The sequence below is a fragment of the Pseudomonas sp. 18058 genome (assembly GCF_902706155.1).
GTDB classification, from domain to species: Bacteria; Pseudomonadota; Gammaproteobacteria; order Pseudomonadales; family Pseudomonadaceae; genus Aquipseudomonas; species Aquipseudomonas rustica.
Window position 1 is genome coordinate 43,397 of record NZ_CACSJY010000042.1, and the last position, 6,437, is coordinate 49,833.

A 6,437-nucleotide genomic window follows, 5' to 3' on the forward strand; every position below is an offset into this window, starting at 1 on the left:
CAGGGACCCCAATCTTTCAATTGACGTGCAAAGCACGCCAACTTTTTTCTTAAGCGTCCAGCGAGCTCTGGTCGATAACCAGACCTGGGCCCATAGTGGTGCTCAGGGTAACGCGCTTAACGTAAATACCTTTCGAGGAAGCTGGCTTGATACGCTTCAGATCAGCGATCAGGGCTTCAACGTTTTCCTTCAGCTTGACGGCGTCGAAGCCCATCTTGCCAACGGAGGTGTGGATAATGCCGTTTTTGTCGGTGCGATAACGAACCTGACCAGCTTTAGCGTTTTTAACAGCAGTCGCTACGTCTGGAGTTACGGTACCAACCTTAGGGTTAGGCATCAGACCACGTGGGCCGAGGATCTGACCCAGTTGACCTACAACGCGCATTGCATCCGGGGATGCGATCACTACGTCATAGTTCAGGTCGCCGCCTTTCATTTCGGCAGCCAGGTCGTCCATACCTACGCGATCAGCGCCGGCAGCCAGAGCGGCTTCAGCAGCTGGGCCTTGGGTGAACACAGCAACGCGAACGGTCTTGCCAGTGCCGTGTGGCAGCACAGTAGCGCTACGAACAACCTGGTCGGATTTACGCGGGTCTACACCCAGGTTTACAGCAATGTCGAACGACTCGCTGAACTTGACAGTCGACAGCTCAGCCAGCAGGGCAGCAGCATCTACAAAGCTGTAGCTTTTGCCTGCTTCGATTTTGCCGGCGATAGCCTTTTGGCGCTTGGTCAGCTTAGCCATTACACACCCTCCACGTTAAGGCCCATGCTACGAGCGGAACCGGCGATGGTACGCACGGCCGCATCCATATCAGCTGCAGTCAGATCCGCGTTTTTGGTTTTCGCGATTTCTTCCAGCTGAGCACGGGTAACGGTGCCAACCTTGACGGTGTTCGGACGAGCGGAACCGCTAGTCAGACCAGCCGCTTTCTTCAGCAGAACCGAAGCAGGGGTGGACTTGGTTTCGAAAGTGAAGCTACGGTCGCTGTAGACAGTGATGATCACTGGAGTCGGCAGACCAGCTTCAAGACCCTGAGTACGGGCGTTGAAAGCCTTGCAGAACTCCATGATGTTCACGCCGTGCTGACCCAGAGCTGGACCAACAGGTGGGCTTGGGTTAGCCTGAGCGGCCTTCACTTGCAGCTTGATGTAAGCGGTAATCTTCTTGGCCATGAGGCACTCCAATTACGGGTTCGAACGCCTCGAAAGGCTCCCCGGTTACTTGCGCGTTTATCCCAGTGACGACAAAACCCCACAGCCTAAGGCTGCGGGGTTGGGATGCTTTTTCAGTTAGACCTTTTCGACCTGACTGAACTCCAACTCTACCGGAGTAGAGCGACCGAAAATGAGCACTGCCACTTGGATCCGGCTCTTTTCGTAGTTAACTTCTTCAACAACGCCATTGAAATCAGCGAATGGACCGTCGTTGACTCGCACCGTTTCGCCCGGCTCGAAGAGAGTCTTCGGCTTAGGCTTGTCGCTACCATCAGCAACACGACGCAGAATTGCTTCTGCCTCTTTATCGGTGATTGGTGCAGGCTTGTCAGCGGTACCGCCGATGAAACCCATCACCCGAGGAGTATCCTTGACCAAGTGCCAAGTACCCTCATTCATGTCCATCTGAACCAGCACATAACCTGGGAAGAACTTGCGCTCGCTTTTGCGTTTCTGGCCATTACGCATTTCAACCACTTCTTCAGTGGGAACCAGAATTTCGCCGAAGCCATCTTCCATGCCAGCCAGCTTTACACGCTCTACCAAAGAGCGCATGACATGCTTCTCGTAACCCGAGTAAGCATGCACAACGTACCAACGCTTAGCCACGGGACACCCTTAGCCGACAATCAAGGAAACAAGCCAGCCGAGCAGGGAATCAAGCCCCCACAACAGCAACGCCATAACCAGAACAACAGCCACTACGATCAACGTGGTCTGCGTGGTTTCTTGGCGAGTTGGCCATACGACTTTACGAATCTCGGTGCGAGCTTCCTTAACCAGTACAAAGAAAGACTTGCCCTTGGCTGTCTGCAAGCCTACAAAGGCAGCTACAGCAGCGAGAGCAAGCAATGCCAGCACGCGGTACAGGATCGGCGAAGCAGAGTAATACTGATTGCCAACAACGCCAACAACCACCAAAGCGACTACTACAAGCCACTTGAGCAGATCGAAGCGAGAGCCTTGAGCTTCAGCCTTAGGAGTCATCTATGAAGATCCTGTGAAAAGAAAGCCAGACACACCGAGTGAATCTGGCAGGTCAGGAGGGAATCGAACCCCCAACCTACGGTTTTGGAGACCGTCGCTCTGCCAATTGAGCTACTGACCTAAAACAAAATCAGGCCGACCATTATGCCGGCCCGAAAAAGACATTACAACTGTTTACTCGATGATTTTGGCTACGACACCAGCGCCGACGGTACGACCGCCTTCACGGATAGCGAAACGCAGACCGTCTTCCATCGCGATGGTTTTGATCAGGGTAACAGTCATCTGAATGTTGTCACCTGGCATTACCATTTCAACGCCTTCTGGCAGCTCGCAGTTACCAGTCACGTCAGTCGTACGGAAGTAGAACTGTGGACGGTAGCCTTTGAAGAACGGAGTATGACGGCCGCCTTCTTCCTTGCTCAGAACGTATACTTCTGCAGTGAACTTGGTGTGCGGCTTAACCGAACCCGGCTTAACCAGAACCTGACCACGCTCAACGTCGTCACGCTTGGTGCCACGCAGCAGAACGCCGCAGTTCTCGCCAGCACGACCTTCGTCGAGCAGCTTGCGGAACATTTCAACACCGGTGCAAGTAGTCACGGTGGTGTCACGCAGACCAACGATTTCCAGCGGATCCTGAACGCGAACGATACCGCGCTCGATACGACCAGTCACAACAGTACCGCGACCAGAGATCGAGAATACGTCTTCGATTGGCATCAGGAACGGCTTGTCAGTCACGCGAACTGGCTCTGGGATGTAGCTGTCCAGAGTTTCAACCAGTTTCTTGACGGCAGTGGTGCCCATCTCGTTGTCGTCTTTGCCTTCCAGCGCCATACGGGCCGAACCGATGATGATTGGAGTGTCATCACCCGGGAAGTCGTAAGTCGACAGCAGGTCGCGAACTTCCATCTCAACCAGTTCCAGCAGCTCAGCGTCGTCTACCAGGTCAGCCTTGTTCAGGAAAACCACGATGTACGGAACGCCTACCTGACGGGACAGCAGGATGTGCTCACGGGTTTGTGGCATCGGACCATCAGCGGCCGAGCAAACCAGAATAGCGCCATCCATCTGAGCAGCACCGGTGATCATGTTCTTCACATAGTCAGCGTGACCTGGGCAGTCAACGTGAGCGTAGTGACGGATCTTCGAGTTGTACTCAACGTGCGCAGTGTTGATGGTGATACCGCGCGCTTTTTCTTCTGGGGCGCTGTCGATCTTGTCGAAATCAACGATTGCCGAACCGAACACTTCGGAGCAAACGCGAGTCAGAGCAGCAGTCAGCGTGGTTTTACCGTGGTCAACGTGACCAATGGTCCCAACGTTGACGTGCGGCAGGGAACGATCAAATTTTTCCTTAGCCATCGATATCACCCTTAACAGAAGAATTGAGCAAACTACATTAGCCATTAAAACAAAGGCAGATATTTTCATATCTGCCTTGTTATATGGAGCTCTTGAGCGGATTTGAACCGCTGACCTCACCCTTACCAAGGGTGTGCTCTACCAACTGAGCTACAAGAGCAAAACACTTTGCACAACCTGCAAACTTGGAGCGGGTAGCGGGAATCGAACCCGCATCATCAGCTTGGAAGGCTGAGGTTCTACCACTAAACTATACCCGCGGAGCTTGCAGCTCACGCTTAAATCTGGTGGAGGGAGAAGGATTCGAACCTTCGAAGTCGTAGACGTCAGATTTACAGTCTGATCCCTTTGGCCGCTCGGGAACCCCTCCTAATCAGGCCGGCATTCTATACTATGCCAAACCCCTGTCAAGCATTTTCTCATTTAAAAACCTGAGGTTAGCTGCATTGACATCACTCTACTGCTGCGACCTTTTCAGGTCTTCGCTGTGGAGCGGGCGCCATTCTATGCAAACTATTCAGTAGGTGCAACCCCCTCGCACAGCATTATTTTATGTTTTAACTCATTGAATTCCTTGGAAAGGTTCTGCAGCTGCAAATCACCCAGCAAACGCTCGCCCTCAGGCGCGATCCGTAGCCAATAACCACTCTCCGGGACGTTTTTCTGCAAGGGTTGCGAGCGAACCTTCATTTCCTCAAGGCGCCGCTCAAGGGCCAGGGCCGGATCCTGAACTGCAAAACCACCCACATAAAGGCATTTTTTTTCGCCCTGGGCAGTTTCGGATTTCTCGCGGGAGGCGCCGCCGCTCTCACTTAGCAACCGAATATCCTGCTGCGACCCCTTATATAAACTGAGAGGCGTGACATCCTTGGCACGCAAAGGAGCTTCCTGCTGGTGCCAGACGTAATAGAACACATTGAGAACAAGGAGCAGCAGGAACAACCAACGCATACGAACCTCAGGACAAAGGACAGGCCATCGCCAACCCTACGAAAACCAAATCCGGGACGAGACGAGCACCAGGAGCAACACTGGCAACCAAGTCAGCATCACCGCCAGTGACAAACACTGTAAAACTCTCCCCCCAATACTCACGCGCGATATCTAACTGAGTGAGTACAAATCCTTTAAGCATCAAAGAACAGCCCCGCTCTACAGCCTCAACCGTGGTTCGCCCAGGAGCCAGGCTCGTCAAGGCACGCTCCGCCGCAACATCTCCATAACGAATCTTCCGTGTATGGGTTCGCAACTGATTACGCATCAACGGCATGCCCGGACAGATAAAGCCACCCAAGTGCTCTCCATCTGCCGAGATGAAATCGGCGGTAACTGCCGTACCAAAATCCAGCACCAGGCAGGCACCCGACGCCAGGTGATACCCACCAAGCATGGCAAGCCACCGATCAAGCCCCAACCGCTCATAGTCTTCGTAGCCGTTTTTGACTCCGGACATTTCCCGAGCGGGCTGAGCGCACACCGCAGAAACACCGAACGCTTGCTCAAGCAGCTTAATGAGCGCTTCGGTTTCCTCAGCGGTTCTGACACTGACCAAACGGCATTTACGTAAAGATATTTTGCCAAGTGAGCGCAGACTTTCGATCAACGCCGCGTCGGAGTCGACCACCCCCTCAGAAAAGAGAGACGCAGCCGCGGCGTCCAATACACGCCACTTTATGAAGCTATTGCCGCAATCGAGCTCAAGAATCATCACGCAACCTCAAGCTGAGCTCACCACCACTAAAGAGTTTTTCCACACCATCCACCTGCAATCGCAGCGCACCTTGATTATCAATTCCGAGCACAACACCATCGATCTGGTTAGTGCCGGCGATCAATGAAACAGATCGCCCCTGCCACAAATGACCGTCCTGCCACTCAGCTTGTAGAGCCGAGAAGCCTCTATCCTGGTGACGCTGGATATATGCTTGCAACTGCTCGCTCAACTGAACAGCTAACGCGTTGCGATCGTAGACCTGACCAGACTCGAGTCGCACGGATGTCCATTGCTGATCGACTTCCTCAGCGGCCTGCATATTAACGTTGATGCCTATGCCCAAGACCACGTGACAGACGTCCGCGGGATCCCCGACGAGCTCAAGCAAGATACCGGCGATCTTCTTATTACCGACCAGAACATCGTTCGGCCACTTCAATCCCGCCCCGGCGACACCGACTTTTCGCAAGGTGTGCATGACAGCTAGACCCACGACAAGGCTCAAACCTTCCAACTGCCGCATTCCGCCATCGATGCGCAGCACGAGACTGTAATAAAGGTTGTCAGCAAATGGACTCACCCACTTGCGCCCTCTCCGTCCGCGCCCAGACACCTGCCGTTCAGCAAGCACGAGAAAAGGCGCCGATCGGCCCTGACCGATCGCGCGCAATGCCTCGGCATTTGTCGAGTCAATGGAGTCGAATACTGCAACCGGCCAGTCTGGCGCCATTTCCGCTATTTTGAGAGGATCAAGCAACATCAGAGGCGTCGCCAATCGATACCCGCGCCCGCGAACTTTATGGATGGACAGCCCGAGTTCAGCCTCAAGATGCTGAAGCTGCTTCCATACTGCACTTCGACTAATCCCCAGGGCCGCCCCCAGATCCTGACCAGAATGGAATCGCCCATCCTTCAGAAGGTTCAACAACGTCAACATGCAGGTCTCGCCTCACAATGAGGCCCGAATAATAGCTATGCCCCGGGCCGTTGCATAGAAATCAAGCACATGCATTTCCTGAGGGCAAAACAAAACCCCAACTGCTTTCGCAATTGGGGTTTCGGAATTTAATCTTGACGATGACCTACTCTCACATGGGGAAACCCCACACTACCATCGGCGATGCATCGTTTCACTGCTGAGTTCGGGATG

8 protein-coding genes and 4 tRNA genes are annotated in these 6,437 nt (G+C 53.6%); all 12 read right to left on the reverse strand.

Annotated features, from left to right (window positions below; genetic code table 11):
* Positions 1-49: 49 nt before the first annotated feature.
* Entirely contained in the window at positions 50-745 is a 696-nt protein-coding gene (gene rplA, locus GVL50_RS20770) for a 50S ribosomal protein L1 (RefSeq protein WP_053124322.1), read from the reverse strand.
* Positions 745-1,176, reverse strand: coding sequence for a 50S ribosomal protein L11 (gene rplK, locus GVL50_RS20775; RefSeq protein WP_003228756.1), 432 nt, complete (start codon positions 1,174-1,176; stop codon positions 745-747). Before rplK ends, rplA begins: the two co-directional genes overlap by 1 nt.
* A 117-nt stretch (positions 1,177-1,293) precedes the next feature.
* Positions 1,294-1,827, reverse strand: a complete 534-nt coding sequence (gene nusG / locus GVL50_RS20780) for a transcription termination/antitermination protein NusG (protein WP_007916492.1) — start codon at positions 1,825-1,827, stop codon at positions 1,294-1,296.
* 9 nt (positions 1,828-1,836) lie between these two features.
* A complete protein-coding gene (gene secE, locus GVL50_RS20785) occupies positions 1,837-2,205 on the reverse strand; it encodes a preprotein translocase subunit SecE (RefSeq protein WP_008081915.1) in 369 nt (122 codons plus the stop codon).
* A 45-nt stretch (positions 2,206-2,250) separates the two neighbouring features.
* A tRNA-Trp gene (locus GVL50_RS20790) sits at positions 2,251-2,326 on the reverse strand.
* Between the two features lie 53 nt (positions 2,327-2,379).
* Positions 2,380-3,573, reverse strand: a complete 1,194-nt coding sequence (gene tuf, locus GVL50_RS20795) for an elongation factor Tu (RefSeq protein WP_053124324.1) — start codon at positions 3,571-3,573, stop codon at positions 2,380-2,382.
* An 84-nt stretch (positions 3,574-3,657) separates the two neighbouring features.
* Positions 3,658-3,733 (reverse strand) — tRNA-Thr (locus GVL50_RS20800).
* Between the two features lie 26 nt (positions 3,734-3,759).
* Positions 3,760-3,833: transfer RNA gene (locus GVL50_RS20805), tRNA-Gly, on the reverse strand.
* A 25-nt stretch (positions 3,834-3,858) separates the two neighbouring features.
* A tRNA-Tyr gene (locus tag GVL50_RS20810) sits at positions 3,859-3,943 on the reverse strand.
* 143 nt (positions 3,944-4,086) lie between these two features.
* The gene (locus GVL50_RS20815; protein ID WP_159814927.1) at positions 4,087-4,524 is read right to left on the reverse strand and encodes a hypothetical protein; all 438 of its coding nucleotides are present in this window, start codon (positions 4,522-4,524) and stop codon (positions 4,087-4,089) included.
* 7 nt (positions 4,525-4,531) lie between these two features.
* Positions 4,532-5,281 (reverse strand): pantothenate kinase, encoded by a 750-nt coding sequence (locus tag GVL50_RS20820; protein ID WP_159814928.1) that lies wholly within the window; start codon positions 5,279-5,281, stop codon positions 4,532-4,534.
* A complete protein-coding gene (gene birA, locus GVL50_RS20825) occupies positions 5,271-6,224 on the reverse strand; it encodes a bifunctional biotin--[acetyl-CoA-carboxylase] ligase/biotin operon repressor BirA (protein ID WP_159814929.1) in 954 nt (317 codons plus the stop codon). Before birA ends, GVL50_RS20820 begins: the two co-directional genes overlap by 11 nt.
* Between the last annotated feature and the right edge of the window lie 213 nt (positions 6,225-6,437).

Coding starts and splice junctions, on each gene's coding strand:
- tuf (WP_053124324.1), bottom strand. CDS start 3,573: ATGGCTAAGGAAAAATTTGATCGTTCCCTGCCGCACGTCAACGTTGGG.
- birA (WP_159814929.1), bottom strand. CDS start 6,224: ATGTTGACGTTGTTGAACCTTCTGAAGGATGGGCGATTCCATTCTGGT.
- GVL50_RS20815 (WP_159814927.1), bottom strand. CDS start 4,524: ATGCGTTGGTTGTTCCTGCTGCTCCTTGTTCTCAATGTGTTCTATTAC.
- secE (WP_008081915.1), bottom strand. CDS start 2,205: ATGACTCCTAAGGCTGAAGCTCAAGGCTCTCGCTTCGATCTGCTCAAG.
- rplA (WP_053124322.1), bottom strand. CDS start 745: ATGGCTAAGCTGACCAAGCGCCAAAAGGCTATCGCCGGCAAAATCGAA.
- rplK (WP_003228756.1), bottom strand. CDS start 1,176: ATGGCCAAGAAGATTACCGCTTACATCAAGCTGCAAGTGAAGGCCGCT.
- GVL50_RS20820 (WP_159814928.1), bottom strand. CDS start 5,281: ATGATTCTTGAGCTCGATTGCGGCAATAGCTTCATAAAGTGGCGTGTA.